This is a genomic window from Legionella sp. PATHC035 (assembly GCF_026191115.1).
Classification (GTDB): domain Bacteria; phylum Pseudomonadota; class Gammaproteobacteria; order Legionellales; family Legionellaceae; genus Legionella.
In genome coordinates this window covers 2,784,011-2,810,433 of the sequence record NZ_JAPHOT010000001.1, presented here as the reverse complement: position 1 = coordinate 2,810,433, position 26,423 = coordinate 2,784,011, and the positions used below count along the sequence as shown (strand labels likewise).

The following is a 26,423-nucleotide window of genomic DNA, read 5'->3' as shown; positions in this document are numbered from 1 at the left end:
AAAATAATTTGCCGAAAGCCGCCATAAATCCGCCACAGAAAACCACCATAAACTCACCACGCTTTCGGCCTATAAAATCCAAGGAATTTTCAAAGATGCATGGTAAATCCCGCCATCCTCATGACGAGTATGCCGCCCTACTGACGATATGTCCGAATATTTTGAATAACTGTCCCAACTATCTCAACCTGCGTGCTTTCATTAACAGTAAAATTAGGCCAGTTATCATTCAAGGTGATCAATTCAAACTCAGGTGAAGTATAGGATAGCTTTTTGTACTGACAAATAATGACATCATGTTTGCCACTTATTTTGACAACAACGAAATCTCCTGGGTTGGGGCTTGTGGAAGGGTCAACTATTTGTATGTCATTGACTCTTATTTCTGGGCTCATGCTGTCATCAAGCATTCTCAAAGCAAATGCATTTTCATCTAGTTGATTTGCAATGTCTGGACTAACAGGAACAAAAGTTATTTTTTCGGAGTGAAATTCTTCTTTAATCTTTTGAATATGATGGCTCGGATCACAAGCTTGCCTGTAGTCAAGTAATGGTATTAATGAGTTTATACGAAAATCACCATCTCGCTCATCGGATAATCCCATGAGAAAAGCTGGGGATACATCTAAAGCTTTAGACAACTGCGTAATTTCTTCGGGTCCTGGCATCCTTGTGCCATGTTCCCAATTATTTATTCGAGAGGGTTTTATATCATCAGTTAAATCAGCTAAAGCCTGCCTGGTTAAGCCTTTTGCTTTCCGCGCTTCATGAATACGTTCCCCAATTTTTTCTCTAATACTCATTACAATAAATTCACCAAAATTGAAAAAGCTCTGATTGATACTTGATTATTACACTTAAAGTGTTATATTCAATTAAATTTACACGATTCGTGTAATTTATTGTGTTTTATCTCTTAAACTTAACACAATATGAGTAATTTAACGAGCGAGAATTTGGAAACAACTACATTTTACAACAATAGTTTGCAGTACTTATTATGGAGTTATTATATGGAACATAGAAACAATACACCCTTTAAGCAAAAACTACTCTTTATCAAAGACGTAGAGCAAATCATTGGTCGGAATAGACTGACATTAAGAAGATGGTGGTCTGCTGGTAAGTTTCCTAAGCCAACAAAGCTTAATGGCACAGCATTAGCATGGCAAACAGATGTTATCGAACAGTGGATTAATCTGCATACTGAATCAAAATAAGCAAAATATCAAAAAATTCTTTAGGAAGAGTGAATAATGCATTTTTTATTTGTTAATGCTGAGGAACTTGAAGCGCTGATGGAATTACCCTATATTCAACGTTTAGCTTATCTCATGGGCATTCGCCCCTATATGGACAGAGAAACGCATATAGTTGGGATAAAGCGTAGAATTAGTTATCAATCACTACGAGAGGCGTTATACGTTGCCCCAATTGCAGGTGTAAAAACTGGCAGCCCAAGCCAGCAACAGGTAAAGCGAGCAGTTAAATCGTTAGAACGTGCAGGTTTGATTGAAATCAAATCCACAACACGGCATCTTATTTTAAAATGCCTTTTAGCCGAAGGGCATCAATTTTTTCCAAAACAGGCCGACCCTAGGCCGAACCCTCAAGCCGCCATAAACCCGACACAGTTTTGGCCTTTTAAAATATAGGAGTTTTCTAACATGCATTGTAAAACCCGCCATGCCTATAATCGTATAGGCCGACCCACCTCATAACTCAGAACTTTAATTATATATATATATTGTTTGTTTTAAAAAATTTTCTTTAAAAGTTATCCACAGAAAAGATATAAATGGTGCTGGAATTTTAGTGAGTATAAGTGACTACGCAGATCAACTGCATTTAGGAAAAATTCGGTGCAGCAATTGCAATGTGTTTTATGATTTAGAAGAATTAATTCCACCACCATTTAATGACGTCACTTTACTATTAACTCATTAATAAAAGTTTCTATGCCCTTCATTTCATGATGAACTCATGGTGAAAAGTGATGAAGGAGTTATATTTATCCCAGATAGACACTAGATCTTTCGTGCATCACCTAATTCATCACACATTCACCACTGTTTTTTGCTGTTTACCACCTGTTTTTTGTAAAAAATCATTATTAATCATATGGATATGATACATATTTATATAATGCGAAAGGTGTGTATTTACTCATGATGTTATTTATCTAACTAATAACTAATCAATTTATACCCATCATTTAGCTTTTTAATTGGATGAGCGCAGTACAATTGCGTGCTTGTGATTGATAAATTTAATCTTTATCGTCATTTCGGTAGGGCTACTCAAAAAAATAAAATACTCTTCATTCAATATAATTTTAAAAAGGATTACTTAATATAGCATTTTATTCATCGTATTAATTAATTGAATCATCTATCCAGCCAGGGCTCAAAAAATGATCTTAATTATAACAGTTGCGTGTAAATTACTTTGATATAATAGGTGTGTTTTGTAATTTATAACTCATCTACAATTTTAAAAAACCATGTTTCAGACCAATAGATTTCATCACCTGTAGGATGAATGGTAACCTCTCCACTTTGGGATTGTATTACATGAGTAATATCACCTAATAAGGGTGGCAAGATTGGGTTTAATGAATTTGGGTTATGAAAGAATACTAATCCTTCTGACCATCCCTCAAAGTAGGAAGGATCATCTAATTCTTTCATTTCCCGCTTTTGTTTTTTATTATATTTCAAGTCGCCTTCCTTAGATCGAGTATATAATTTTTGTATCAACCTTACCCCTTTTATATTTTTTTCACCGTACCCAGCTAAAATACCCATTCGATTAAATTTTGGAATAGTAGCTTGCCCCGAAATCAGAATACCACTAATATGTTTCGATTCTTCCTGTTCAAAAAAATCAATATATTTTTTTTCATCTTTAATTTTATTTAGATACAACCAATCTATTAAATGAAATGGAGTGTTGCCTAAAGTTTCATTTAAAGTGTAATCATGAATTGCAATTATAAGAGGTTTTTCTTTTACCCCTTCTAACTCCCAATATTTCTTTCTCATTTTTTTTATTAAAGCAGACTTGTATTTATTAAGAAGATAAAAATCATCTACCTTAATTGTTTCATCATCAGGTATATTTAAAGTTGTTGCTTCAATGAAATACTCATGATTATTTTCTTTAATGTGTAAGTCAGGGCTAATATTTTCATTAATAATTTTACGGCTTGGATTACTATTTATGTATGAATAAAGATAAAGCTCCCATAAGCGATGATGAAAGCTTTGTTTTAACTGGAATTGTCTAATAAAATTCCCATCTTTAATTTTAAATTGCTCTAAAAAATTTAAAATAAGCTTTCTTGCAGCAATAAAATTATCACTATGGGCAAGTTGCCTAAAAAGTTCATGTTGCTTATTTTCCGCGACAACTGATCTAAATAGATTTATCAAAATTTATCCATTTTCCAAGATTATACATTATACGCAAAATCTATAGTTGCGAACCAATACATCATTTTGACATCTGCTTCCAAAGGATGGGGCATTTTAGCAACCAGGCTACCCTATCTAAGTCTTTTCAAATTCTAAGGGTTAAACACGTCCATTAATTCTTTCCTATATTTTTTTTGCATTAGGGGTGTTAATGAACCTATATAATTTGAAAATTTAATATCTGCATGGGAAGGATTTAATAAAGTGGGCGTATGATTGATATCAAAAGCATTATTACCATTACAATGAATATTAATTACTGCTTGTACCATTGTTTTATAATTACATATGAATTGGTGTTTACCCTTTTCTAAATCTTTTATAACAAATTTAAGTATATTATTAGATAATAATCTTTCAATAGATACTGATAAACCGTTTCCTAAAAGCTCGCTTCTTTGGAAGGCCGCTTCTGTTGGTTTTCCCACAGAATATGCATACATATAATTCATTATATGGCGAAGCAAACAATCATTATTAGCTATTTTGATTGGGTGTTTTGATACATTAGAAGATTTAGAATACATTTCAATTCCCTTTCATCATATCCCTCTTTTTCGGACATAACTTCTCTTCCTTCAGCATCTTTTGCATAGCAATAAAAGCCATTCTCATTAAAAGATATATCTATATAAACAGAGGTATTTGTGGAACTCCATATGAAGTTGACCTCACCATCTTTAGAGAGATACATTGCAGGAAGCTCAATTTGAAATTGTTGCACTAAATGCCAAAAATTAGTTGAATTACTTAAAGTTACATGGGAGGGAGCTACAGCTCCTTGGTTATCCCAATTGTCGTGTAAATCAGAATATATATGCAACATATGATCAATATTATGTTTTGAAATATCTAAGTTAGGCATAGTATTACCATTGCATAAAGCCCCAATATGTTTAATTATACATCATGTAGATGAATTTTTTATTAACAACTGTCTTGAATGATAAATTTAAGACAGTTGTTACAACATAGTTAGAACAGATATTATATTTGCAAATTTTTATTATTGGCATAAAACTCCTGCTACATTTTCAAATGAATAGCAAGTATCCAGTCTCTATTGTCGGGGAAAGGTTCTCCGCGTCTAAACCACCTTCGACCTTCCCAGTCAGGTTCCAACATACCATCATCATCTTCTGAGATGGGTAAATAATATCCATCTTCCTCAGCATGGTCATTTGAATATTTGTTTATAAGCTCCTTGTAGTTCATTTGATCCTCCATCTCAAATTAAATATTTAGCTTCTTGACGATTATGTTCTTTTATTTCTATGTAATAAGATTAGTAAACAATTTGGATAAGAGTTTAAAGGCGCGATGAGATCATGTAACAATTATTTAAAATTTGGGCTCTACCCCAAATAAGGGGACATTTTAATCGAGTAAATATAAACTAAACATTGACAGTCAAAAGGAATTGAAAAACTTCATAGATGTGTTCTTAATATAACGCTATGATTGGCTTTAGCACCATTTTGCAATCGGTACCAAAACTGGTACCAAATATTTCTGCTAGGGGTTGGAGAGTTTTATAAAACCCTTACTGGGCTTGGTCGGGACGGAAGGATTTGAACCTTCGACCACTAGCACCCCATGCTAGTACGCTACCAGGCTGCGCTACGCCCCGATTAGGTGGGAAATGATAGCGAAGTCTGGGGAAAATAACAAGGGTTTATCTGTTTATCGTTTTCTTTGTAGCCTGGGTTGTGGGCTGCGATGCCCTGAGGTACTCCGTCACCGGATTACGCTTTGCTAATCCGGGCTACAAAGTGCTTTGGCTTCATTTACTGTTGCGGAATGATTCGCTTTGAACTTTCTGAAAGAGTAAACGCACAGGCATCAATTCCTGCAGTACACAACATTTGCTTCTCTTCTTTACCCCAATAGGCTCCATAAGGTTTGACGATTTGATTCACTGAGGGTGATAAGTGAATGGTCATCCAGAGGTAAGTGCCCTTCTCTTTTGGATTTGGCCAATGATAATAGCAAACCAGATTATTGTTTGGGTTTATCAACGCTTGCATGAATCCCACCCCGTCCGGCGCCTTCCATTCTTGATAATCCATTTGCCAATGTAATGTCCCGATTTGGAAGGCTTCAGCGTTGTATTGATGTGTTACAACTTCTGCTGCGGGCGGACAAAAGTGGAGTTCTGGAGTTTTTTCTTCTTGTCCTTTGTCTACCAACACCCTATTCATTAACTCTTGAATTGATGCGTGGTAATGGCTGCCAAGAGCAATACCTAATATAAAAATGATAAGGATGAATAAACTATTTTTTAAAAATGGGTGCACGTCCTGACTCCTGCTACCCAACTCCTCAAGTCTGTAATGAATACCCGAGGAGCAGGCTTATTTTTATAATAATGTTTTAATCTTATGGGCTTCAAATTTAGAATGTGAAATTTGAATGTATTGCTTGCAGCTCAATAGCTCGGCATATTGCAAGGCAGCTACTGCATTATTCAATAGCTCTTTTGCCACATCAGAAGAGTCCTGCATGATTAAATAAGCTGCTGAACTCATTTGTACTGAAGCCATATAGAGTTTATTAATGCAGACTTTTTTCTCTTGGTTGTCCGCCAAAGAGACTATCACTCGAGAAAGCTCATAGCACTGATTGGCTAAAAATTCTTTGCTTGGCCCGCACTGCACATTCATACTGAATACAGGTAAAGTTAAAATTAACGCTGTTTTTAAAGTCATTTTAAACATAGGGATACTCCTGTAAGTTGCCGAATAAACCTGCTTCGCTTCACACAATCCTGATGCATGAAGAATAAGTTCTAATTTGAGAAAGAACTCCTGTTAAACCCTGGCGATGCCAATAACTTATAGAACAAAAAGTAACCTGGATCCAATTTCCAGGTTACATTAAGCCATTGATCTTGGTGCTTAACCGTTTGGTGTCTGGTTTAAGCAAAAGCATTAATTCCTGTAATATGTTTTCCAAGTACGAGCGTATGGACATTGTCCGTACCCTCGTAGGTAAAGACTGATTCTAAATTAAGCATGTGACGAATCACATGATACTCAAGGCTGACTCCATTTGCCCCTAATAGATTCCTGCATTTTCGTGCAATATTCAATGCTTCACGGCAGGCATTGCCTTTAGCCAGAGAAATCATCACCGGATTCTCGCGATGATTATCTTTTATCCGGCCTATCTGTAAATTAAGACATTGTGCCTTAATAATTTCAGTATACATATCTGCCAGGTCTTTTTGAATAAGCTGGAATGATGCCAGAGGTTTATCAAATTGCTTACGCTCTAAGAGGTAATCTCGAGTGATATCAAAACAGGCCATTGCCGCCCCCATTACGCCCCAGGCAATGCCATACCGCGCCTGGCTTAAGCAACTTAAAGGCGCACCCAAACCTTTGTCACTTCCAGGGAGATAATTTTCATCAGGGACAAAAACATCATCAAACACCAACTCCCCTGTATTTGAAGCACGTAGTGACATCTTTAATTTGATTTCAGGGCGACGTAATCCTTCAGAGTGAGCATCCACAATAAAGCCACGGATCCCGTCTTCGGTTTTTGCCCAAACAATCGCGAGATCAGCGATGGGTGAATTGGTGATCCACATTTTAGCACCATTCAAAATCCAGCCGCCCTTCACTTTCTTCGCAGTGGTTCTCATCCCACCCGGATCTGAACCAAAATCAGGTTCAGTCAAACCAAAACAACCGATAATCTCACCTGCAGCCATCCCGGGTAAAAAACGTAGGCGTTGCTCTTCAGAACCATAACGAAAAATAGGATACATGCATAAAGAACTTTGCACGGAAACAAAACTCCGTAACCCGCTATCGCCGCGCTCTAACTCCTGGCAAACCAAACCGTATGCAACATAAGACGCTTCAGCACCACCGTACTCAGCAGGCAAAGTCAAACCCAATAACCCCATTTCGGCGGATTTTTTAATAAGCTCTCGTGGAAATTGAGCATGTTCAAAAGACTCGGCCATCAAAGGCATTACATCATTGCTGACAAAACGCGCAACGCTATCGCGTATCATGCGCTCATCACCATTCAACTGCTCATCAAGAAACAACAAGTCGTCCACTTTCTTTCTCCCTTTTATCTGACTGTAACGCAATCACCGCTTCAATAATACTTTCTTTACTGGGTAACAAATATTGCCAGGCATTACCCAAGGGAATAAAGCAATCTTTACCGGTAATTCGCTTGATTTTTAAACTCGTTGAGGCCTCTTCTAATAACAAAGTCATCAAGCCCTCACTGACCGAAGCACTTTGTCTGCCCTCATCCACAATTAATACGTTTTTCGCTTTGGCGATTTCTTTCAAAATTCCTTCGACAGGTAAGGGGCTAAGCCATCGTAAGTCGACTATTTTTACGGAAATATGATGTTCTTCCTGCAGGACCTTTGCAGCTTGTCGTGATAAATAATAACCATTAGCATAGGTTAAGATAACCGTAGTCCCCTCTCCATAGACACCCACCTCTCCTGGGGCAATCACCGTATCCGGTGCTGGATAATTAAAAAGCCATCCATTATCCCCTGCTTCATGCAAGTCTTTCGTCATGTATAAAGCGATGGGTTCTAAAAAGACAATGACCCGACCTTCTTCGTACGCCATACGGACACAAGTACGTAACATTTTTGCAGCGTCAGGGCCATTTGAAGGGCAAGCAACAATCACTCCGGGTAAATCGCGAAGTACGGCAATGGAGTTATCATTATGGAAATGGCCCCCAAATCCTTTCTGATAAGCCAGTGAGGCAATGCGCAGAACCATGGGATTTTGATATTGGCCGCTGGAGAAAAAGGATAAGGTGGAGGCTTCGCCGCGCAGCTGGTCTTCGGCATTATGCAAATAAGCCAAAAACTGAATTTCTGGAACCGGAATAAATCCATTATGAGCCAAGCCAATGGCGGTACCTAAAATCGTTGTCTCATCCAAAAGGGTATCAAATACGCGCCGTTGTCCAAACCGGGCCTGTAAATCGGCAGTGACTCGATATACGCCCCCTTTTTTACCTACATCTTCACCAAATACCAACAGGTTGGGGTATTGCATCATTAAATCTGTCAAAGCAAAATTGATCTGTTGGCATAAATTGCGTTTCTGGGCTAGTTGCGGGAACGCATTGGCAAAAACTTGGGTTCGTTGTTCCTCACTGGGAAGAGGAAGTGCTGGCTTTTTAGCTACCGAAGGGATGAGCGACGACATCACTGCATCAGCACTGGAGAGTTTGGGTTGCCTTATGGCGTCCAGCGCTTTGGCTTCAATCAAATCTTTATTACTTTGATAAAGGCTTAGTATGTCAGGAATACTCATCCAGCCTTCCCGATAGAGAATGCCTGCCGAATGCAACAAAGGATCCTGGGCCTCTCTGGCTTCAATTTCCTCAGAGGTACAATATTGGGATTCAATATCGGAACCGGCATGCCCGAGCAAACGCACACAGCGCATATGCAAAAAAACCGGCTGTTTTTTTACACGCGCCAAATATTCTGCCTCTTGTGCTGCGGCATAAGCATCAGCGAGATTCAAACCATCACAGGCAATGTAATGCAAACCAGGTCGAGCACTGACAGAACGTTCTATCCAGCCTGATGGAGTGGGCACAGAAATGCCTATGCCATTGTCTTCACAAATAAATACAATGGGTAAAGGATAATTTTGCTGTGCAATCCAAGAGCAAGAATTCAAAGTAGCTTGTGCCGAGGCATGGTTGGTCGAGGCATCACCAAATGTGCAAATGATCACAGAATCCGGATGTAAATTGCTGGGGGTATTTAATTCTTTTGCACGAGTAATCGATAAGGCAGCGCCTAGGGCTTTGGGTAAATGCGATGCGATAGTTGAGGTTTGTGGCGGAATATTTAAAGGGACACTTCCAAAAACTTTATGGCGTCCTCCTGAAATAGGATCGGTTGCTGCGGCAACCAAAGACAGTAAAATATCCTTAACCCCATCAGTTCCCTCTATTTTTTTAGCACGTTGTAAATAAAAGGCGCCACTTCGATAATGCAAAAATGCCATATCATCGGGACGAAAAACTTGTCCCCAAACCGCATTTCCTTCGTGTCCACTGCTGCCTATGGTATAAAAAGACAAACCTTTTTCCTTAAGCTGCCTGGCGATCAAATCAAGGAGGCGGGATTTGATTTGCGAATCAAAAAGCTCTATGGCAGTTTTCTTATCCAATTCCGCCGTTTCTGGACTCATTATACTCTTGGGTTTTGGAAAGTCTGCTTGTTGGACTCGATTTATAAATTGCTCATCAACTACAATGGTCCTGTCTAACATCACTACATCCTGTTTGAGTTATTTTCTAATAGAAGATGATGAGTATATACCGATTCAAAATGAACAGGAAGAATGAGTTTATATTACTCCCTTACTCCTTTCCCCGAGAACGGAAGCGGGGAACTTTTTTGTTCGATTTCGAACACCACGCGACAAAAAAAAGCCAGGCTGGTTAATTCTGGATATTATTGTTTAAATAATCTACACTTTCCGTAAGAATCCACTAAGAGGGCTTCATAATGAAATGGATCATTCTGTTAGGAAGTATGGCTTTGATGGTTGGATGTTGTTGCAACACGGTATACTACACACCAGCATATGCACCAGCAGTGGTTGCCTATAAGCCTGTAGTATCCTACAGACCCGTTGTTGTCCGGCCTGCGGTGACACCGGTTGTGCAACCAGTAACCGTTTATTCTTATCCTGTAGGTCCTCTGGATGTAACGACCACAACAATTGATTTTTATTGATCTCACCCACTGTAACCTGGGTGAAGCCTACAGGCCCAACCCAGGATTTACTGCAGCCAGAACTGATTCGCTGCCCTACTGAATTATTCCTCTTCATCCTTGACAGAGTAACCGCATCCATCTTGTGGGCAAAGAATTTGTCGACCAAATTTTTTGCTTTCTTTTACCGTTAAAATCGGCCAATTGCATTTGGGGCACGGTTGGTTGATCGGTTCATTCCATAAAGCATAATCGCATTTAGGATAATTGCCACAAGAATAGAAAATTTTGCCCTTTCTTGATTTACGCTGCAGAATTTTTGCTTCATGACACTTGGGACATTCCACACCTGTATCCGCTGGTTTTTCTATTGGCTCCATGTGCTTGCATTGAGGATAATTACTGCAGCCAATAAAGCGGCCATAACGCCCATTTTTTATGTGTAACGGACTGGAGCACACGGGACAAGCTCTTCCCTCAACCACTTCGGGTTCATTTTTTTCGTGCTCTTGGCCGGCAATATCCTGCGTGTAATCACACTCAGGATAACCTGTGCATCCAATAAATCGTCCTCGTTTACCCAATCTTATGGACAGTGCCTTTCCGCATTTAGGACATTGTTGATCCAAAACTTCTGTAGTGACATCTTTACGCTGGACCTGTTGATCCGTAGTTTCTATTTGTTGTACAAAAGGCTTCCAGAACTCTTCTAAAACGGGAATCCATTCTTTTTCACCACGCGAAATCGCATCTAATGTGTCCTCAAGCTCAGCGGTGAATTTATAGTCTACGTAACGCGTAAAATAACCAGTCAAGAAACGATTCACAATACGGCCAACATCCGTTGGGAAGAATCTTTTCTTATCCACAATCACGTATTCACGCTGTTGTAAGGTATGAATAATGGACGCATAGGTTGATGGGCGGCCAATATCATATTCTTCTAATGCCTTAACCAAAGTTGCTTCAGAATATCTTGGAGGCGGCTCGGTGAAATGTTGATTGGCCAGGATGTCTTGTACCTTAACCTTTTCACCAACAACGAATGCCGGCAGTAATGAGCCTTCACCTTCATCGTCTTTGGTATCATCACGACCTTCTTCGTATACAGAGAGGAAGCCAGGAAAAGTGATGGTAGAACCATTCGCGCGAAAGATGTTCCCTTCCCCACAATTTAAATCAACAGCAACCGTATCAAGGATTGCATCGGCCATTTGGCAAGCTACTGTTCGTTTCCAAATAAGGCTGTAGAGTTTGTATTGATCCGCGGTCAATGCCGATTGCACCATTTCGGGCGTACGCTTAATCGATGTGGGTCGAATTGCCTCATGGGCTTCTTGAGCATTTTTGGATTTGGTTTTATAAAGTCTTGGACTTGAAGGACAATTGTCGACACCATACCGCTCTGTAATAAACTGTCGGGTTTCCTCTATTGCTTCCGTCGATAAATTAACCGAATCGGTACGCATATACGAGATAAGACCCACTGTTCCAGTCCCGATATCTATCCCTTCATACAATTGTTGGGCGACCATCATTGATTTTCGCGCCGTAAAGCCTAATTTTCGTGCTGCTTCTTGTTGCAAGGTTGAGGTAATAAACGGTGGTGAAGGCTTACGCTTGCGTTGCTTTTTCTCAATTTGGCTGACCTGTAAATATCCTTGTGCCTCACGCAGCAAATGTTCTTTGATTTGTTGTGCCTGATCTTCTTTATTTACGGTAAATTGTTGTAATTTTTCATTTTTGAAGTGCGTCAACCGGGCTTCAAAAGATACATTAGTATGAAGACATTGAGCCAAAATCTTCCAATACTCTTGAGGTACAAAACGCTCAATTTCTTCTTCTCGCTCGACAATAAGTCGCAGTGCCGGGCTTTGTACTCGACCCGCAGAGAGTCCTCTTCTGACTTTTTTCCATAACAGAGGGGACAAATTAAAACCCACTAAATAATCCAATGCGCGTCGTGCTTGTTGGGCATTAACTAAATCCATAGAAATTGAACGGGGATGATTGATTGCATCCTGAATTGCTGATTTGGTGATTTCATTGAAAAAAATCCGATGAATCGGTTTATCCTTGGTCAGATTTTTTTCTTTCATTAATTCATAAATATGCCAAGAAATGGCCTCGCCTTCGCGATCAGGGTCCGTTGCCAGTAATAAAGAATCTGATTTTTTCAGCATTTTTGCAATGGTTTCGATATGTCTTGAGTTCCTCTCAATCGGAACATAAGTCATAGCAAAGTGTTTATCGGGATTAACCGACCCTTTGCGTGCTGGCAAATCACGAACATGTCCATAAGAGGCAACAACCTCATAGTCACTGCCCAAATATTTTTGAATCGTCTTCGCTTTGGCGGGTGATTCAACGATCACCAAATGTTTACTCATAGTAACGTTAACCTTATCCTTTTCACTTCATCCTTAAGCCACCCAATATCCCCTATTGCAGAAAAAAATGGGGGATTGGTGCTGAATATGAAATAGCAACAACTTCTAGTAGTATAGGAATAGATGATCTTTTAATGTAATGTCAATTGATCTTCTGATTGATAAAGAACTAAATCAAGAAAAGCCAATTGTTCTTCATTCAAAGTACTGGCTAAAGTATTTCTAATTGTCCATTTAGTTTCTTGAAGCGTCACGATTCGAGAGTCAGAAAATTGCAATTGATTCATAACCATTTCAAATGATTCTTCATTGAGAATTTTCCATTGTTTCATACGAATGAGAAATTGATAACTGGCTTTAGTCAATTTCATTTGCTCATCGTAAGTAAATACTCGCATTGATGTTTGTTGTTGTAACTTCAAATGCAAAACTTGTTCTTCCGAAGCCAAACTCTCTTCATCGTTTAGTTCCGTTGCATCCTGATCAGCGGTTTTATGGCTTTTTTGCAGTTGGGTAAGACTTTGTTCAAATAAACTCAATAACATTTCAAATAAGTTATCTTTCATATACTAACACCTCATATAGCCACCGGGCACAGATACAACAGCCCCATTTAATTCTAATTTTGCAAGCTCACTAGTGACTTGCTCAACGGTGCATCCACTACGTAAAATGATCTGATCAACAGTTGTCATTTCAAAGCCAATGAACTTTACTAGGTTTTTATTCCCGCTGGCAAGAGGTAAAATCGCTTTATCAGTTGTTTGCTGTTCTGAATCAATCCGTAACTCTTCAAGAACATCGGCAACTGAAGTGACTAATTTAGCTCCTTGCTGCAACAGGTAATGACACCCTCGAGCCAGGGGGTTATGAATGGAACCAGGGATTGCCAAAACATCTCGATTTTGTTCCAGGGCCATTCGTGCTGTGATTAACGAACCACTCTTTATTGCTGACTCAACAACCAAAGTGCACAATGATAAACCACTTATTATACGATTTCTTCGTGGGAAATGTCCAGCAGTCGGAGGACTTTTTAGAGGAAATTCGCTCATTAATAGCCCGCATTGTCCAATTTTTTGCGCAAGTGACTGATGTCGGTAAGGATAAATCCGATCAATTCCGGTTCCCAAAACAGCGATTGTCTGTCCTCCAGCCTCCAAACATCCTTCATGAGCTTCAGCATCAATTCCTAAAGCTAAACCACTGACAATGGTCACTCCATGGGCGGCGATAGCTTTTGCAAATTGGCGGGCATTTTCTCTGCCAGTTATCGTTGGATTACGGCTGCCTACCACCGCTAATTTCGGTTGTTTTAAGCAGGCAAGCTGTCCTTTAACATACAAAACGATCGGAGGGTCGATAATTTCCTTCAATAAGGCGGGATAATCAGGCGAATCCCAAGTCAATAGATGATGGGTATCATCAGCCTCTAGCCAGCTGAGATCTTCTTCAATCAAATGCCAATCAAAACCCGCTATGGTTTGTGCCAAGGGAGGTGATAGTCCGGCTTCTTCAAGCTCCATTGCTGAGAGTTGGAACATTTGTTGCAGATCAGGCCAGCGTTTTTGCAATGTTGCAACCGTACGCGGCCCCACCCTTTCCATTCGATTTAATGCGAGGTAGGAAGATAAATTATTCATGGGTTAGTCACAAAGTTTGATAAATAAACAGCGCGAGTTGAGCGAACGATTAAAGCAAAACTGGTTTTAGTGAATACGCGAAACACCATGAGTTCGCCAATACGCTCGGGCGGTAATTTGATAGGAAACAGTTTATTTCTAGGGTCACTGACAGTACCTGAATCTCTATAGATTCCCAGTACATCTCCTGCTTCCAATCCTTCTCGTGCCCCCAAACTGATTACTACTACACCACCCACTGCCTCCTGGACATTCCCATTGGGCATCCCATCAGGCATATCAATAATAAATCCCCGCACGAGAAATCGAGGCGCTTTAGGTTCAAACAATAAATTAAACTCAGGACTCTCATTGATTAAAACACTGTCTTGAACTTTAATCCCTTCGTTAATACTGGTTAATAAAATGGTCGCCGGTTCTCCTCCCGCAACTAACTCAGCATACCCGACTAAATCTGCTCGATATCCCAAGAGCTCCCTGGTTTTGGGATGCTCATAATTTTTTCCCCCTCTAAAAATAGAGTAAGCAGGAATACCCCCAGTAGGCAGTTCTCGAGAAGGATGCAGCCCTTGAACCCAAGCTTGATCCCCTTGGCCACCCATCATATGCTCCCCGACTAAAGCAACAATATAAGGAGCACGACTGAGGACATCCTGATCCAAAATGAGGGATTCATTTAAAAAAGGCTTGATTTCACTTAATGGAATTGCCGGCACCGGGTCTTCTAAGGGCATAGGACGAGCCTTAGGTGATAATTTGATAGTGCCATTCGAGAGTACTTTGAGGTAAGGCTTATTTTCGTAATAGGCTAAAACCAGAACCGCCCCAGGATACAATCGATTGGGATTTTTGATTTTAGGGTTGGCATGCCAAAGCTCTTTCCATTCCCAGGGATTATGCAGATAACGACTGGCGATGCTCCATAAAGTATCCCCATGCTGAACCACGTAACGCTCAGGAGCATCTGTGCGTAAGCTTAGAGCATAATTCAATGTAGAAAAGAAAAAGAAGAGTATAAAGAGAATAAATCTCATCAGAGTCAATCCTTTGTTGGAATATCTTGCGTGATTCGACCGCTCATCAAGACTTTTAGATCCCACGTAGCCTATTACGATCTTGCAGCATTGCAATATATGGAGGATAATATAACATGATTTTTACGCAGAGAACCAGATAAACGATGGCTATTCATACGATTCTATATTTACCTGATGCTCGATTAAGAGATGTAGCAAAACCTGTTGTTCATTTTGATGATAAATTGCAAACGTTAATTGACGACATGTTTGAGACCATGTATGACGCCCGTGGTGTTGGACTTGCTGCACCGCAAATCGGGGTGAGCTTACGTTTATCAGTGATTGATATTGAAGGGGATAAGCAGAATCAAATCGTGATTATCAACCCTGAAATCATTGCCTCTGAGGGTGCAAAAAAATTTGAAGAAGGCTGTCTTTCTGTTCCTGGAGCTTATGATACAGTGACCCGCGCAGAAAAAGTTACCGTAACTGCCTTGGACCGAAACGGAAAACCTTTTGAAATTAAAGCCGATGGCCTGCTCGCTGAATGTTTGCAACATGAAATAGATCATATGAATGGCAAATTATTTATCGATTTGCTTTCTCCATTAAAAAAAGCCATGGCTCGCAAAAAGCTTGAAAAGTTCAAACGCCAACACGCACGAAAATAATGTGCTGCACTGTTTACTAGGCATTCTCAAGACATGTCCTATAAAAAATATATAAAAATCCAGGTGGACGGTTACGGCCGTTCCTCAATACTGAGTGCCCCTTTACCTTGAGTACTTACCATGAGTCAATTGAACATTATTTTTGCTGGAACCCCAGAATTTGGCTTGCCTTGTCTTGATGCCTTACTGCATTCTGCACATCATATTCAAGCCATTTATACTCAACCGGATCGACCTGCCGGACGTGGTCGCAAACTTCAGGCCTCGGCAGTAAAAGAATGGGCTTTGACGCAGAACATTCCCATTTATCAACCCCTGAATTTTAAAAACCCAGAGGCAATATCTGAGCTTGCCGCATTAAAACCCGATGTCATGATTGTTATTGCCTACGGGTTAATTCTGCCTAAAGCAGTACTTGATATTCCACGCTTAGGTTGTATTAATGTGCATGCATCTTTGTTACCTCGATGGCGTGGCGCCGCTCCAATTCAATCGGCAATTCTTCACGGTGATACTGAAACGGGAGTAACTATAATGCAAATGGATGTGGGTATGGACACCGGAGCAATGCTTCGTAAAGTAAGTTGCTCCCTAACTGCATCAGAAACCGCACAGAGTTTACATGACAAGTTAGCCCAGATCTCCGCTCAGCCTTTATTGCACACTTTGGACGAATTAGCCAACCAAACCATTCAACCTGAAATTCAAAATAATGAATTAGCGACCTATGCGCACAAAATTAAGAAAGAAGATGCATGCATTAACTGGCACCACTCTGCAATCGAAATTGATCGACTCATTCGCGCATTCAATCCTTGGCCCATCGCTTATACACCCTTTGAGCATGAAACTTTACGGATTCACCAAGCGCAAATTGTTGCGTTGCAAGCGCAACACGCTCCAGGTACAGTAGTTCACCTTGATAAAAAGGGCATGTTAGTTGCAACGGGCGACCAAGGGTTGCTGATAGAAAAAATTCAATTCCCAGGAGGTAAAATCATTTCTATAGCTGATTGGTTAAATTCCTCTAAGTCACAAGCGCGCGTAGGATATGTCTTTTCATGAACAAGAATGAACGATTGCATGCCTTAAACATTTTAACACGCTTGCTTGCTGAAAAATCATCCTTATCCCAACTGATGTCGGCTACTGAAGTATCCCCAATGACCAAAGAAATCTGCTTTGGCTTTTGTCGTCATTATTTTCGTTTGCAAGCCATTGCAGCGTGCTTGCTGCAAAAAAAACCCAAAGAACTTGAAATTTGGGTGGCATTACTGATAGGTCTTTATCAATTACACTTCATGCAGCAACCTGATTACGCGGTAGTTAAAGAAACCGTCGCCTTACTCGAAAAAATCAAAAAACCTTGGGCTAAAGGTTTGGTCAATGCCGTATTACGCAATTTCTGTCGTCAACAAAAAGAGATCATCAGCCGTTTGAGCCAAGATCCTGTGTTTCTTCATGGCCAACCTCAATGGCTGGTAGAGCGCTTGCAAGTCGATTGGCCCAATGACTGGCAAGCAATAGCTCAAGCAAACGACGCACATCCTCCTATGACCTTACGAGTGAACCTTCAAAAAAATTCGGTTCAAGAATACCTGCAGAGGTTAAACCGTGCAGGGATAGCTGCCGAAGCTCATCCTGTAGCACCGGAGGGAATTACTTTAAACACCCCCTGTGATGTCCATCAATTACCCGCTTTTGCCGAAGGAAGCGTCTCGGTTCAGGATGGTGCGGCACAATTGGCCGCTTCTTTATTGTCTTTAAAACCAGGATTACGTCTTCTTGACGCCTGTTGCGCTCCTGGAGGTAAAACCTGTCATATTTTAGAAAAAGAGCCCAACCTGGCGGCATGTATTGCATTGGATGTGGATAGCAAACGGTTAAAACGGGTTCAAGAGAACCTGAACCGGCTTAATTTACAGGCAAGTTTAGTTCAAGGAGATGCTCTAACGCCCTCCTCGTGGTGGGATGGGCAGCCCTTTGATCGCATTTTACTCGATGCCCCTTGTTCCGCCACCGGGGTTATCCGCCGTCACTCAGACATTAAGTTATTACGCACTAACGAAGAAATTGTTACTATAACCAATCTACAGCGTGATATGCTGAATTGTCTATGGCCTTTGTTAGCCAAAGGTGGCTTACTGGTTTATGCAACCTGTTCCGTAATGTCGGTGGAAAATGAACAACAAATCGCAAATTTTGTTGCTGCTCACCCTGACTGTATCCAATTAAATGAACCCAGGAATTGGGGACATGCAACAGGTCATGGCCAACAAATTTTGCCAGGGGAACAAGGGATGGACGGATTTTTCTACTCAGTACTATTTAAGGATGAAAAATGACAATCAACTGGCCTTTAATTACTGTTTTGTTCTGCTTATCCATTCCAGGGGTGCTCATCGCAATAAAACGTTTAATCTTTTTTTTATTGCCTGATAACTCTGAAGCGTTAAAAAAAAGAATCAGCTATTTTGCCATTGTGCAAACTTTATTGATGGTCTTTATCCTCAGTCTTGCCGGTGCGATTTTATCGCCGATGACCGGGTTACATGACGCCCTTCTTGAAGGACTTTTACAAGGAACTACCCATGTAAAAGCATTACTTCCTATCATGTTACCTACCGTCTTCTATGCCTTTTTTGGTTTACTGGTGTTTTTAGCACTCCTCTATGGCTTGATTGCACGCATCATCGATAAAAAAAATATGCAAATCATGGCCAATATTCGTACCGTTCTTGGTGTTGATGGCTGTGTTCTTTATGGCGGTGTAGTGGAGGAAGTGATTGGACGCTGGGGATTATTGAATCTTGCTACTTTTTTTGCCTTGCTGTTTACGAAACAATTTCCCAATTTGCTTATCTGGATTTCAATAGTTATTAGCGGCTTAATTTATGCAGTGAGCCAAATTCCGATTTACCTTGCTGCCGGTTGTACCAGAAGCCGCCGTTTCATTTACTCGGTTATTATACTGAGTTTGTATCAATCCGTGCTTTTTGGATATCTATTTTGGCAGTATGGACTTATCGCTGCGATTTTGTCCCATATGTTATTTCATTTGGGATGGGCCGCATTTGAAAATGTAAAAAGATCGTAAAGCCCTCCCCCCTTAATTTTGTCTTAACCTTCATCTTTTATCCTACAAGGGAATGTAATGAAAGTTAGGGGGGGTAGGATATGGCCACTTCAAGTAATGAATTTGCTGCATTAGTCAAGCAATTACATCAATCACCTAATGATCCTGTTTTGAAACAGGCGATAGTCCAACATTTACCTAAAATGATGGCTTTAGCTCAAGATAACCCTATGGCTTTGTACCATTTAGCTCATATTTATCCACCTACTTCTTCTCAATACAAACAAACCATGCGCCAAGCAGCTAACTTAGGGTGTACGAGCGCGATGCTGGTTATGGTGCAAGTTTTAGGCAACTCAAATGATGTGAGCGATCTAAAAAAAGCAGCCCATTATATGAATATGATCAATAAATCGGGTGATCCTTACATTAAAGATCAGGCTCAATTGCTCTTAAATGAATATTCTGAGTTAGCAAAAACAATAAAAGAACAAGCGAAGCCTCATTTAACTTATGGACTCGCTCATCGTTTCTTCACGCCACAACGGGAAAAAGAAGAACCAATTGAACTCTTGGAAACGGTAGCGTATAACGCTTAACCTTAAAAACGGTAGCCTGTTTGCACGCATCCAGGCTACTGATGGAATGACGAAACATTTAAACAATCAAGAATCGAAAATTCTTTTGAATCTCATTCAAATCAAATTGATTTAAATATAAAGAAAAACTCATCCATGCACTTAAAGCCGCTAAATCTTGAAATGGAGGAGGAAGATAAACGGGATTGGTTAAAACGCCGCGCTCTTTGAGTTCAGTGAGTAAAGGCAAATCATCCAAGACCAATTTCCCAGTAAATAATAAGGGTATCGAATCCACATGCTTCTTACTTATTGCAAAACGTATGTAATTATAAATTAATACAAAACCTTTGGCATATGATAAATCTTTAGTAAAAGGACCACCTGTTGGTGTACTTCCTCTAAAAACACGAACCGATTGGTTATAACTGTCCTCTTCGCTCAAACCACAATCCATAAAATAGTTATAAATATCCAGAAAGTCAGCCCCTTGCGTCACCATATCCAATGCAATAACACGATTGGTAATCTTTAACATCCGACTGGGATAAGAAGAAAAAGTAACTATCTCGGTAATGACTGCCAAACCCTCCTGAATGACGCTGCTCGAAGGAGAACCCTTAGAAAGAAAAAAACAATTGGGCTGCATCGAACCATTCAAGGTGGTCCCAACGTGAACCCAACCTTCATGTACTTCAAGATAACGAAGGTCACGATCACTAAACATCGCTTGCTGACTTAATTTAATATTGTCCGCACCCGCAGAAGCATCTGCAATCATTTCGTCGCTGACCATTACGGTTACCTTGCCAGGATGTTTATCAAAAAACTGCCCTAAACGCGCTTGCAAAATTTCCTGAGCCTGCTCTGGGGTATAACGTTTGATATCTGCTTCAGATTGTAATTGAACGCTAAGACCTGTTAACACATCAAAAAGTAGAGTACCCATCTCTGACATGCGTGGCCCACCTGCGTAAAACACATCATTGGGGCTACCATACAACTCCATCGCCAGTTCAGAAAATGCAGGAGTGCCCCGCGCAGCAAGCATTTGGGTAGCACGACTGTATTCCTCGCACTGCCGACGTATTAAACGAGTTAAGGTAGAATATTGCCCGAGTTGATTCTGGGTATCGCGCAAAATAATCCGAAACTCTTCTTGTTTTTCGTGCACATCGAAAGGCAACGGTTTTTTTTCATAATATTCTTTATCAACAGGGGGAAGCCTTTTGCCTTTATGTTTAAAAAATTCCTTTTTTATTGTTTCATCCCATTTGATACTATCAAGAATCCTGATTTTGCGTTGCGCATCCACAATACGCTGTGATAATTCCTGTACTATAAGCAATTCAGCTGATTCTGATGGTGTCATAATAAATCCCCTATGATACAGGTGGTGCGATACTCACACGTGCATCCTGGTTCTGTTGTGGCAAATCATAAAAATTACTGATATTTGCTTTCGTTAAAGGTGGCGGCACTTCTAATGAAGGACCATTACGGCTGCTCAAATAGAGACTCTCACCATTACTGGCATAACGACTGCATCCGGAGAGTACGAGCGCCACAAAAACAATAAAACACAATTTTTTCACTTAAATCAACTCCAAACTTTTCATAATCTTTTCTAAGGGTTCATGATGCTCTTCAGACAAACATGTCAATGGCATCCTTAACTCGTTTTCCATTAACCCCATTCTGTTTGCGGCCCATTTTATCGCAATCGGATTCGTTTCAATAAACAATAATTCATACAGAGGTGCAAGCTGTTCATTGATCCGTAAAGATGCAGCGTGATCACCGTCTAAAGCAGAATCACATAATTTGGCCATTAATTTTGCAGCCACGTTCGCTGCTGCGGAAATATTTCCTTTTGCTCCAGCCAGCATCCAGGATGCTGCGGTAAAATCATCGCCACTAAATACATCAATGCTGCCTTCTGAAAGACGTAAAATTTGCTGTAACCGGGTCATCTGCCCTGTAGCATCTTTGATTCCTACAATATTGGAAATCTTAGCAAGTCGAGCCACTGTTTCTGGCAACATATCACATGCCGTTCTCGTTGGCACGTTATAAAGAATAATCGGCATTGCGACCGCTTTGGCGATTTGACTGTAATGCAAATATAACCCTTCTTGGGTCGGTCTGATGTAGGCAGGAGTCATAATTAATGCTGCATGCGCGCCACACTCCATCGCCTCTTGGGTTAATTGAATGCAATCGCGTGTTGCATTCATACCGGTACCAGCAATTACCGGGATTCGCTCTTTTGCCTGGTCTACTACTGTTTTAATGACCAATAACTTTTCTTCATGAGATAAAGTTCCTGATTCGCCGGTAGACCCCGCCGCAACAAGACCATGACTGCCCATTTCAATATGAAATTCGACCAATTCCCGTAAACGTGGAACATCAACTTCATCATTCTTCATGGGCGTTAATAAAGCAACTATGCTTCCTTTAAACATACAATCCTCTGTTCTTATTCTTTATACTTCTAATACTACTGGAAAATGAGGGTAAGAGTAAAATCTGATCGCAAAAAGCCGCCTGCAAAAGCAAAATATGATCACTTATTTTACATTAAATATTTTTTTTGTACTAAAATCATAGTGAAGATGAAGAAACCAGGATTTTCCTGCCGTGAATCTGCCTTATCAATGCAGAAGTCCTGAAAACTATAAAAAGGAGTTCGCTATGAAAAAAATTATTGCTCCCTTATGTTTTGTTGGTCTATCCGCTTTTATGCTCGGGGGTTGCACTAACACTCAAGTGGGTACTGCTGCTGGTGGAGCTGCAGGAGCTGGTATAGGGTATGCAGTAACTGGAGGCAGTGCCGTTGGAACTGTGATTGGTGCCGGAGCAGGCGCATTAGTAGGCAATGCAATCGGCCAAGATCAAGACCGACGAGCATACTATTATCGACATCACTACTATCGTCCTGGTTACAATTATTACTATTACTAATACCATCCAAAATACCCTTAACCTTTTCGGGGGTTAAGGGTGTTTTTATTCTCATGATGAATCAAAGTGAAATACCCTGTTGTTCTGCAAAAAATTAGAACATGTTTTATGGAATTTTCTTTAACCCATAAAAAAACTTAATAATATAAAGCAATATCAAATTTCCATTGCTATACTTTTTAAAAGGAATTTCAGGTTAATCCTAACCGATTGATCATTAACTCAAAAAATACAAGGATTGTAATCATGCGCTTAAAAAATAAAGTAGCAATAATTACCGGTGCGGCCAGTGGAATAGGTAAAGAAATCGCCCTTGTTTATGCCAAAGAAGGAGCTAAGGTTGCTATTGCCGATCTTAATCTCGAGCAAGCCCAAAATACAGCTGAAGAATTAAAGTCTATGGGTGGAGAAGCCATGGCTGTTGCCATGAATGTCGTCAATGAAGATGAGGTCAATAAAGGTGTTGACGATGTTGCAAAATACTTTGGCGGCGTGGATGTGTTAGTCAGTAATGCAGGGATTCAAATCATCAGCCCCCTTGAACAATTGGCTTTTGCGGATTGGAAAAAATTATTATCCATTCATCTGGATGGAGCTTTTCTAACCACTCGTGCTGCACTAAAACATATGTATGCCTCAGGTAAGGGAGGCAGTATTATTTATATGGGCTCAGTCCATTCTAAAGAAGCCTCTAAATTGAAAGCACCTTATGTCACTGCAAAACATGGATTACTGGGTTTGTGTAAAGTGGTCGCCAAAGAAGGGGCTGCTCATAATGTCAGAGCCAACGTCATTTGCCCAGGTTTCGTACGCACACCGTTGGTGGACAAACAAATTCCAGAACAAGCTAAAGAACTGGGAATTACTGAAGAGCAAGTCATTAAAAACGTCATGCTTAAGGATACAGTAGACGGCGAATTCACTACTACAGATGATGTGGCACAAACCGCGTTATTTTTCGCCTCTTTTGAATCCAATGCGCTGACCGGTCAATCATTGGTGGTGAGTCACGGATGGTTCATGGAGTAGTCCTATGGCCCGGACAAAAAAAAGTAAATCGAAAAAGCATCTACATGTTGCCTGCTGTTTTCAGGGTGGAGGCGCTTTAGGCGCCTATCAAGTGGGTGTTGTACGTGCCTTGGATGAAGCCGGTTACGACCCTGATTGGTTTGTTGGCACCTCAATAGGCGCGATTAATGCAGCCATTGCAGCCGGTAACCCGCCTGGGGAACGTGTCGAAAAAATGTATCAATTTTGGCAAAAAATTGCCACCCCCTCTTGCATCACCCCTAACCTTCTACCTAATGATGATGAAAGTCGAAAACTGGAACATTATTTATCGGCTCAATCCGCTTTACTTTGGGGTCAACCGGGCTTTTTTACACCTCGTTTCCCACCTTTGCTCATGGGATATTATGACAAGCCCGATACCATCAGTTTTTATGATACGCAATACTTAAAATCCTCTCTGGAGCAATTTATTGACTTTGATCGCATCAACTCCAAAGCTACTCGATTGAGTGTCGGTGCTGTTGAAATTCGCAGAGGAGAAATGGTGTATTTTGATTCACAAGACACCAAAATCGGCCCCGAACATATTATGGCCAGTGGTGCATTACCCCCTGGGTTTCCGGCTGTTGAGATTGAAGGGGAATATTATTGGGATGGTGGAATATCCAGCAACTCACCAGCAACTTATGTATTGGCTGTCAATCGATGCCCTCGCGATTTACTTTGCTTTGCGATTCACTTATTTGACTCTTATGGTTTGTATCCAACCTCTCTAGATGCAGTGATGAAGCGACAAAAAGATATAGAGTACTCCAGCCGGTTTTCCCAAGCGATTAACATGTATCAGCAGATCCATGCATTAAAAAATACCATTCATATCCTTTCTCGCTATGTTCCTGAAGAGGAACGCGGAAACCCGGAACTAAAACTGTGTATCGCACGCGGACATCAATCTACCGTCTCTGTAGTTCGTTTTTTATATGAGCACGATGAGTCAGAACTTTCTTCAAAAGACTATGAATTTTCACAAAAAAGTATTTTGGAACGCATTAATAATGGCTACTTAGATGGAAGAAGAGCCATTAAAAAATCACCTTGGAATCAAAAGGTTTCTCAAACAGCAGGGATAGCTGTTTACGATATGTCACCCAACAAACATTTAAAATCGGAGTTTGAAAATGAATGAAGCAGAGGTCAAAAAACAAGCATTTGCGATGCCACTCGTCAGTCCATCTTATCCTCGTGGCCCATACCGCTTTATTAACAGGGAATTTTTGACAATTACCTATGAAACCGACATGGATGTGTTGCGGGAGGTAGTTCCTGCCCCACTAGAGGTGGTAGAGCCTTTAGTCAAATTCGAATTCATTCGGATGCCTGATTCCACGGGATTTGGTGACTATACCGAGTCTGGGCAAGTCATCCCTGTTCGCTACAAGGGTAAAATGGGAAATTACACCCATGCCATGTTTTTAGATGATCTCCCTCCTATCGCAGGTGGTCGTGAAATATGGGGATTCCCTAAAAAACTGGCGCAACCCAAATTGGAAGTTGTCCATGAAACTTTGTTAGGGACATTAGAATATGGACCTTGCCGTATCGCGACAGCCACCATGGGTTACAAATATGAAGCACTTGATGTAAAAAAAGTAGCCGAATCAATGAGTACCCCCAATTATTTGCTTAAAATCATTCCTCACGTGGACGGTAGTGTGCGAATTTGTGAATTGGTTGAGTATTATCTTGAAGATGTTGTGGTTAAAGGTGCTTGGCAAGGACCAGCTCAACTGCAATTAGCACACCATGCATTAGCTCCTGTTGCGAATCTTCCCATACGACGCATAGTAAATGGAGTCCATTTATTAACCGATCTCACCTTGCCTTATGGTCGCGTTGTGCACGATTATCTTAAATAGAGGTTAGGAGAGCGAGACAAAATGTTAATTATAATCGGCTACATAGTCATACTACTCTGTGTTTTTGGAGGATTTGCTTTGGCTGGAGGCCATCTTGCAGCAGTCTTTCAACCCATTGAACTGCTCATTATCGCTGGGGCTGCCATAGGTTCACTTATTGTGGCAAACAGTGCCTCAGTTTTAAAATCCCTGTTAAAGGCCATACCTAAAGTATTTCGTGGTGAAAAATCCATCAAGGAGAACAATACTAATTTATTAGGCCTTTTATACAATCTGCTGAATAAAGCGCGGCAGCAAGGATTAATGTCTTTGGAAGCAGACATTGATTCACCCGAAGAAAGCCCTATTTTCAATACTTATCCTTCGTTAATGAAAAACCATCATGTGATTGAGTTTATTTGTGATTACTTAAGATTGATCATCACTTCGAACCTGCAACCGTTCCAACTTGAGGCTTTGATTGACATGGAAATTGAGTCACATCATGAAGAAGAAATGATTCCAGCCAATGCCCTATCGAAACTCGCTGATGCGATGCCTGCTTTCGGGATCGTTGCTGCAGTTCTGGGTGTAGTTCATACGATGGAATCGATCAATTTGCCTCCGCCTGAACTTGGAGTACTTATTGCCCATGCCCTGGTAGGTACTTTTTTAGGGATTTTAATCGGTTATGGCTTTATTGGTCCCGTTGCATCGGCAATGGAACATCATGCCAACCAGACCCAGTTGATGCTGCACTGCATTAAAGCGACTATACTAGCGAGTTTACATAATAACCCTCCTATTATTGCCGTCGAATTTGGGCGTAAGGTATTGTTTTCGGGCCAACGTCCCTCCTTTGCTCAGCTTAATGATGAAATTAAAAATTTCAAACCGGCCGCATCCTCATCCAGCTCTGAGGGTTCTGCTGCTGAACCGACCCCGAGTTAATGAGGTT

At 40.6% G+C, this 26,423-nt stretch carries 29 protein-coding genes and 1 tRNA gene; 13 read left to right on the top strand and 17 right to left on the bottom strand.

The window, feature by feature from the left end; translation table 11 throughout:
* Positions 1-137: 137 nt before the first annotated feature.
* A complete protein-coding gene (locus tag OQJ13_RS12445; RefSeq protein WP_265711135.1) occupies positions 138-803 on the bottom strand; it encodes a LexA family protein in 666 nt (221 codons plus the stop codon).
* A gap of 210 nt (positions 804-1,013) precedes the next feature.
* On the opposite strand from OQJ13_RS12445, the gene OQJ13_RS12440 reads away from it, so the two are divergent.
* Positions 1,014-1,220 carry a helix-turn-helix transcriptional regulator gene (locus tag OQJ13_RS12440; protein ID WP_265711133.1) on the top strand — a complete coding sequence of 69 codons (207 nt, stop codon included), beginning with the start codon at positions 1,014-1,016 and terminating at the stop codon, positions 1,218-1,220.
* A 36-nt stretch (positions 1,221-1,256) separates the two neighbouring features.
* The gene (locus tag OQJ13_RS12435; RefSeq protein ID WP_265711132.1) at positions 1,257-1,655 is read left to right on the top strand and encodes a protein LvrA; all 399 of its coding nucleotides are present in this window, start codon (positions 1,257-1,259) and stop codon (positions 1,653-1,655) included.
* Positions 1,656-2,474: 819 nt separating this feature from the next.
* Here OQJ13_RS12435 and OQJ13_RS12430 read toward each other — a convergent pair.
* From OQJ13_RS12430 to OQJ13_RS12390, 9 genes are all read right to left on the bottom strand, one after another.
* The gene (locus OQJ13_RS12430; RefSeq protein ID WP_265711131.1) at positions 2,475-3,434 is read right to left on the bottom strand and encodes a hypothetical protein; all 960 of its coding nucleotides are present in this window, start codon (positions 3,432-3,434) and stop codon (positions 2,475-2,477) included.
* Between the two features lie 134 nt (positions 3,435-3,568).
* Positions 3,569-4,003, bottom strand: a complete 435-nt coding sequence (locus OQJ13_RS12425) for a hypothetical protein (RefSeq protein ID WP_265711130.1) — start codon at positions 4,001-4,003, stop codon at positions 3,569-3,571.
* The gene (locus tag OQJ13_RS12420; protein WP_265711129.1) at positions 3,958-4,341 is read right to left on the bottom strand and encodes a hypothetical protein; all 384 of its coding nucleotides are present in this window, start codon (positions 4,339-4,341) and stop codon (positions 3,958-3,960) included. The genes OQJ13_RS12425 and OQJ13_RS12420 overlap by 46 nt, the downstream gene beginning before the upstream one ends.
* Before the next feature lie 161 nt (positions 4,342-4,502).
* Positions 4,503-4,691: a hypothetical protein gene (locus OQJ13_RS12415; RefSeq protein ID WP_265711128.1), complete on the bottom strand. Its 189-nt coding sequence runs from the start codon at positions 4,689-4,691 to the stop codon at positions 4,503-4,505.
* Positions 4,692-5,029: 338 nt separating this feature from the next.
* Positions 5,030-5,106, bottom strand: a tRNA-Pro gene (locus OQJ13_RS12410).
* A 157-nt stretch (positions 5,107-5,263) separates the two neighbouring features.
* Complete coding sequence (locus OQJ13_RS12405) at positions 5,264-5,773, bottom strand: hypothetical protein (RefSeq protein ID WP_265711127.1); 510 nt, start codon at positions 5,771-5,773, stop codon at positions 5,264-5,266.
* Between the two features lie 63 nt (positions 5,774-5,836).
* Positions 5,837-6,193, bottom strand: coding sequence for a hypothetical protein (locus tag OQJ13_RS12400; protein WP_265711126.1), 357 nt, complete (start codon positions 6,191-6,193; stop codon positions 5,837-5,839).
* A 200-nt stretch (positions 6,194-6,393) separates the two neighbouring features.
* On the bottom strand, positions 6,394-7,503 hold the full coding sequence (locus tag OQJ13_RS12395; RefSeq protein WP_322783759.1) for an acyl-CoA dehydrogenase family protein: 1,110 nt from the start codon (positions 7,501-7,503) through the stop codon (positions 6,394-6,396).
* A gap of 25 nt (positions 7,504-7,528) precedes the next feature.
* Positions 7,529-9,766, bottom strand: a complete 2,238-nt coding sequence (locus OQJ13_RS12390) for a thiamine pyrophosphate-dependent enzyme (RefSeq protein WP_265711124.1) — start codon at positions 9,764-9,766, stop codon at positions 7,529-7,531.
* Between the two features lie 239 nt (positions 9,767-10,005).
* On the opposite strand from OQJ13_RS12390, the gene OQJ13_RS12385 reads away from it, so the two are divergent.
* Positions 10,006-10,236: a hypothetical protein gene (locus OQJ13_RS12385; protein ID WP_265711123.1), complete on the top strand. Its 231-nt coding sequence runs from the start codon at positions 10,006-10,008 to the stop codon at positions 10,234-10,236.
* An 83-nt stretch (positions 10,237-10,319) separates the two neighbouring features.
* Here OQJ13_RS12385 and topA read toward each other — a convergent pair whose 3' ends face one another.
* From topA to OQJ13_RS12365, 4 genes are all read right to left on the bottom strand, one after another.
* Complete coding sequence (topA, locus tag OQJ13_RS12380; RefSeq protein WP_265711122.1) at positions 10,320-12,605, bottom strand: type I DNA topoisomerase; 2,286 nt, start codon at positions 12,603-12,605, stop codon at positions 10,320-10,322.
* 131 nt (positions 12,606-12,736) lie between these two features.
* Positions 12,737-13,171 (bottom strand): DUF494 family protein, encoded by a 435-nt coding sequence (locus tag OQJ13_RS12375; protein ID WP_265711121.1) that lies wholly within the window; start codon positions 13,169-13,171, stop codon positions 12,737-12,739.
* A 3-nt stretch (positions 13,172-13,174) separates the two neighbouring features.
* The gene (gene dprA, locus OQJ13_RS12370) at positions 13,175-14,248 is read right to left on the bottom strand and encodes a DNA-processing protein DprA (protein WP_265711120.1); all 1,074 of its coding nucleotides are present in this window, start codon (positions 14,246-14,248) and stop codon (positions 13,175-13,177) included.
* Entirely contained in the window at positions 14,245-15,282 is a 1,038-nt protein-coding gene (locus OQJ13_RS12365) for a LysM peptidoglycan-binding domain-containing protein (RefSeq protein WP_265711119.1), read from the bottom strand. Before OQJ13_RS12365 ends, dprA begins: the two co-directional genes overlap by 4 nt.
* Before the next feature lie 146 nt (positions 15,283-15,428).
* Between OQJ13_RS12365 and def the strand changes: the two genes are divergently transcribed.
* The 5 genes from def (at position 15,429) to OQJ13_RS12340 (ending at position 19,613) form a co-directional block, all read left to right on the top strand.
* Positions 15,429-15,938 carry a peptide deformylase gene (gene def / locus OQJ13_RS12360; protein WP_265711118.1) on the top strand — a complete coding sequence of 170 codons (510 nt, stop codon included), beginning with the start codon at positions 15,429-15,431 and terminating at the stop codon, positions 15,936-15,938.
* A gap of 120 nt (positions 15,939-16,058) precedes the next feature.
* Positions 16,059-17,003 carry a methionyl-tRNA formyltransferase gene (fmt, locus tag OQJ13_RS12355; protein ID WP_265711117.1) on the top strand — a complete coding sequence of 315 codons (945 nt, stop codon included), beginning with the start codon at positions 16,059-16,061 and terminating at the stop codon, positions 17,001-17,003.
* Entirely contained in the window at positions 17,000-18,283 is a 1,284-nt protein-coding gene (gene rsmB, locus OQJ13_RS12350) for a 16S rRNA (cytosine(967)-C(5))-methyltransferase RsmB (RefSeq protein WP_265711115.1), read from the top strand. Before fmt ends, rsmB begins: the two co-directional genes overlap by 4 nt.
* Positions 18,280-19,035 (top strand): CPBP family intramembrane metalloprotease, encoded by a 756-nt coding sequence (locus OQJ13_RS12345; RefSeq protein WP_265711114.1) that lies wholly within the window; start codon positions 18,280-18,282, stop codon positions 19,033-19,035. Before rsmB ends, OQJ13_RS12345 begins: the two co-directional genes overlap by 4 nt.
* 80 nt (positions 19,036-19,115) lie before the next feature.
* Complete coding sequence (locus OQJ13_RS12340; RefSeq protein ID WP_265711113.1) at positions 19,116-19,613, top strand: hypothetical protein; 498 nt, start codon at positions 19,116-19,118, stop codon at positions 19,611-19,613.
* 58 nt (positions 19,614-19,671) lie between these two features.
* Here the strand turns inward: OQJ13_RS12340 and OQJ13_RS12335 are convergent, their stop codons facing one another.
* Genes OQJ13_RS12335 through dapA form a run of 3 tightly spaced genes read right to left on the bottom strand, consistent with a single transcriptional unit; the run spans position 19,672 to position 22,060 of the window.
* A complete protein-coding gene (locus OQJ13_RS12335; RefSeq protein WP_265711112.1) occupies positions 19,672-20,964 on the bottom strand; it encodes a flavohemoglobin expression-modulating QEGLA motif protein in 1,293 nt (430 codons plus the stop codon).
* Positions 20,965-20,974: 10 nt separating this feature from the next.
* Positions 20,975-21,187, bottom strand: coding sequence for a hypothetical protein (locus tag OQJ13_RS12330; protein ID WP_265711111.1), 213 nt, complete (start codon positions 21,185-21,187; stop codon positions 20,975-20,977).
* The gene (gene dapA, locus OQJ13_RS12325; protein ID WP_265711110.1) at positions 21,188-22,060 is read right to left on the bottom strand and encodes a 4-hydroxy-tetrahydrodipicolinate synthase; all 873 of its coding nucleotides are present in this window, start codon (positions 22,058-22,060) and stop codon (positions 21,188-21,190) included. It abuts the gene before it with no gap.
* A 229-nt stretch (positions 22,061-22,289) separates the two neighbouring features.
* Here dapA and OQJ13_RS12320 point away from each other — a divergent pair, with 229 nt between their 5' ends.
* The 5 genes from OQJ13_RS12320 to motA all read left to right on the top strand — a co-directional run bounded on the left by OQJ13_RS12320 (position 22,290) and on the right by motA (position 26,416).
* Entirely contained in the window at positions 22,290-22,559 is a 270-nt protein-coding gene (locus OQJ13_RS12320) for a glycine zipper domain-containing protein (protein WP_028381147.1), read from the top strand.
* Positions 22,560-22,805: 246 nt separating this feature from the next.
* Positions 22,806-23,588 (top strand): 3-hydroxybutyrate dehydrogenase, encoded by a 783-nt coding sequence (locus tag OQJ13_RS12315; protein ID WP_265711108.1) that lies wholly within the window; start codon positions 22,806-22,808, stop codon positions 23,586-23,588.
* 4 nt (positions 23,589-23,592) lie between these two features.
* Entirely contained in the window at positions 23,593-24,756 is a 1,164-nt protein-coding gene (locus tag OQJ13_RS12310; protein WP_265711107.1) for a patatin-like phospholipase family protein, read from the top strand.
* Positions 24,749-25,486 carry an acetoacetate decarboxylase gene (locus OQJ13_RS12305; RefSeq protein ID WP_028381150.1) on the top strand — a complete coding sequence of 246 codons (738 nt, stop codon included), beginning with the start codon at positions 24,749-24,751 and terminating at the stop codon, positions 25,484-25,486. The genes OQJ13_RS12310 and OQJ13_RS12305 overlap by 8 nt, the downstream gene beginning before the upstream one ends.
* Positions 25,487-25,507: 21 nt before the next feature.
* The gene (gene motA, locus OQJ13_RS12300; protein WP_265711105.1) at positions 25,508-26,416 is read left to right on the top strand and encodes a flagellar motor stator protein MotA; all 909 of its coding nucleotides are present in this window, start codon (positions 25,508-25,510) and stop codon (positions 26,414-26,416) included.
* The last annotated feature ends 7 nt before the right edge of the window (positions 26,417-26,423 follow it).

Coding starts and splice junctions, on each gene's coding strand:
- OQJ13_RS12445 (WP_265711135.1), bottom strand. CDS start 803: ATGAGTATTAGAGAAAAAATTGGGGAACGTATTCATGAAGCGCGGAAA.
- OQJ13_RS12440 (WP_265711133.1), top strand. CDS start 1,014: ATGGAACATAGAAACAATACACCCTTTAAGCAAAAACTACTCTTTATC.
- OQJ13_RS12435 (WP_265711132.1), top strand. CDS start 1,257: ATGCATTTTTTATTTGTTAATGCTGAGGAACTTGAAGCGCTGATGGAA.
- OQJ13_RS12425 (WP_265711130.1), bottom strand. CDS start 4,003: ATGTATTCTAAATCTTCTAATGTATCAAAACACCCAATCAAAATAGCT.
- OQJ13_RS12420 (WP_265711129.1), bottom strand. CDS start 4,341: ATGCCTAACTTAGATATTTCAAAACATAATATTGATCATATGTTGCAT.
- OQJ13_RS12415 (WP_265711128.1), bottom strand. CDS start 4,691: ATGAACTACAAGGAGCTTATAAACAAATATTCAAATGACCATGCTGAG.
- OQJ13_RS12400 (WP_265711126.1), bottom strand. CDS start 6,193: ATGTTTAAAATGACTTTAAAAACAGCGTTAATTTTAACTTTACCTGTA.
- OQJ13_RS12395 (WP_322783759.1), bottom strand. CDS start 7,503: ATGATACGCGATAGCGTTGCGCGTTTTGTCAGCAATGATGTAATGCCT.
- OQJ13_RS12390 (WP_265711124.1), bottom strand. CDS start 9,766: ATGTTAGACAGGACCATTGTAGTTGATGAGCAATTTATAAATCGAGTC.
- OQJ13_RS12385 (WP_265711123.1), top strand. CDS start 10,006: ATGAAATGGATCATTCTGTTAGGAAGTATGGCTTTGATGGTTGGATGT.
- topA (WP_265711122.1), bottom strand. CDS start 12,605: ATGAGTAAACATTTGGTGATCGTTGAATCACCCGCCAAAGCGAAGACG.
- OQJ13_RS12375 (WP_265711121.1), bottom strand. CDS start 13,171: ATGAAAGATAACTTATTTGAAATGTTATTGAGTTTATTTGAACAAAGT.
- dprA (WP_265711120.1), bottom strand. CDS start 14,248: ATGAATAATTTATCTTCCTACCTCGCATTAAATCGAATGGAAAGGGTG.
- OQJ13_RS12365 (WP_265711119.1), bottom strand. CDS start 15,282: ATGAGATTTATTCTCTTTATACTCTTCTTTTTCTTTTCTACATTGAAT.
- def (WP_265711118.1), top strand. CDS start 15,429: ATGGCTATTCATACGATTCTATATTTACCTGATGCTCGATTAAGAGAT.
- fmt (WP_265711117.1), top strand. CDS start 16,059: ATGAGTCAATTGAACATTATTTTTGCTGGAACCCCAGAATTTGGCTTG.
- rsmB (WP_265711115.1), top strand. CDS start 17,000: ATGAACAAGAATGAACGATTGCATGCCTTAAACATTTTAACACGCTTG.
- OQJ13_RS12345 (WP_265711114.1), top strand. CDS start 18,280: ATGACAATCAACTGGCCTTTAATTACTGTTTTGTTCTGCTTATCCATT.
- OQJ13_RS12340 (WP_265711113.1), top strand. CDS start 19,116: ATGGCCACTTCAAGTAATGAATTTGCTGCATTAGTCAAGCAATTACAT.
- OQJ13_RS12335 (WP_265711112.1), bottom strand. CDS start 20,964: ATGACACCATCAGAATCAGCTGAATTGCTTATAGTACAGGAATTATCA.
- dapA (WP_265711110.1), bottom strand. CDS start 22,060: ATGTTTAAAGGAAGCATAGTTGCTTTATTAACGCCCATGAAGAATGAT.
- OQJ13_RS12320 (WP_028381147.1), top strand. CDS start 22,290: ATGAAAAAAATTATTGCTCCCTTATGTTTTGTTGGTCTATCCGCTTTT.
- OQJ13_RS12315 (WP_265711108.1), top strand. CDS start 22,806: ATGCGCTTAAAAAATAAAGTAGCAATAATTACCGGTGCGGCCAGTGGA.
- OQJ13_RS12310 (WP_265711107.1), top strand. CDS start 23,593: ATGGCCCGGACAAAAAAAAGTAAATCGAAAAAGCATCTACATGTTGCC.
- OQJ13_RS12305 (WP_028381150.1), top strand. CDS start 24,749: ATGAATGAAGCAGAGGTCAAAAAACAAGCATTTGCGATGCCACTCGTC.
- motA (WP_265711105.1), top strand. CDS start 25,508: ATGTTAATTATAATCGGCTACATAGTCATACTACTCTGTGTTTTTGGA.